General features: G+C 63.7%; 2 pseudogenes. Both read left to right on the top strand.

What is annotated here, in order from left to right:
* Window positions 1-218: pseudogene (locus tag QZH66_RS17435) on the top strand (phosphomethylpyrimidine synthase ThiC); the annotation flags it as partial.
* A gap of 3 nt (window positions 219-221) precedes the next feature.
* Window positions 222-781 (top strand): annotated as a pseudogene (locus QZH66_RS17430) (phosphomethylpyrimidine synthase ThiC); the annotation flags it as partial.

Raw genomic sequence — 781 nt, 5'->3', positions numbered from 1 at the left:
CCGAGGTCGAGCCCATGGCCATAGGGCGCAACTTCCTGGTCAAGATCAATGCCAACATCGGCAACTCCGCCGTCACCTCCAGCATCGACGAAGAGGTGGAAAAACTGGTCTGGGCGATCCGCTGGGGCGCCGACAACGTGATGGACCTGTCGACCGGCAAGAACATCCACACCACGCGCGACTGGATCGTGCGCAACAGTCCCGTGCCGATCGGCACCGNCGAGCCCATGGCCATAGGGCGCAACTTCCTGGTCAAGATCAATGCCAACATCGGCAACTCCGCCGTCACCTCCAGCATCGACGAAGAGGTGGAAAAACTGGTCTGGGCGATCCGCTGGGGCGCCGACAACGTGATGGACCTGTCGACCGGCAAGAACATCCACACCACGCGCGACTGGATCGTGCGCAACAGTCCCGTGCCGATCGGCACCGTGCCGATCTACCAGGCGCTGGAAAAGGTCGGCGGCATTGCCGAAGACCTGAGCTGGGAGATCTTCCGCGACACGCTGATCGAGCAGGCCGAGCAGGGCGTGGACTACTTCACCATCCACGCCGGCGTGCGCCTGGCCTACATCCACCTCACGGCGCAGCGCCGCACCGGCATCGTCTCGCGCGGCGGCTCCATCATGGCCAAGTGGTGCATGGCGCACCACCGCGAAAGCTTTCTGTACGAGCATTTCGAGGACATCTGCGACATCATGAAGGCCTACGACGTGAGCTTCAGCCTGGGCGACGGCCTGCGCCCCGGCTGCGCGTCGGACGCCAACGACGAAGCGCAGTT

The organism is Stenotrophomonas sp. YIM B06876, from assembly GCF_030711595.1.
GTDB lineage: Bacteria > Pseudomonadota > Gammaproteobacteria > Xanthomonadales > Xanthomonadaceae > Stenotrophomonas.
The sequence above is the reverse complement of the archived record's forward strand: the minus strand, read 5'-3'. Positions and strand labels throughout refer to the sequence as shown.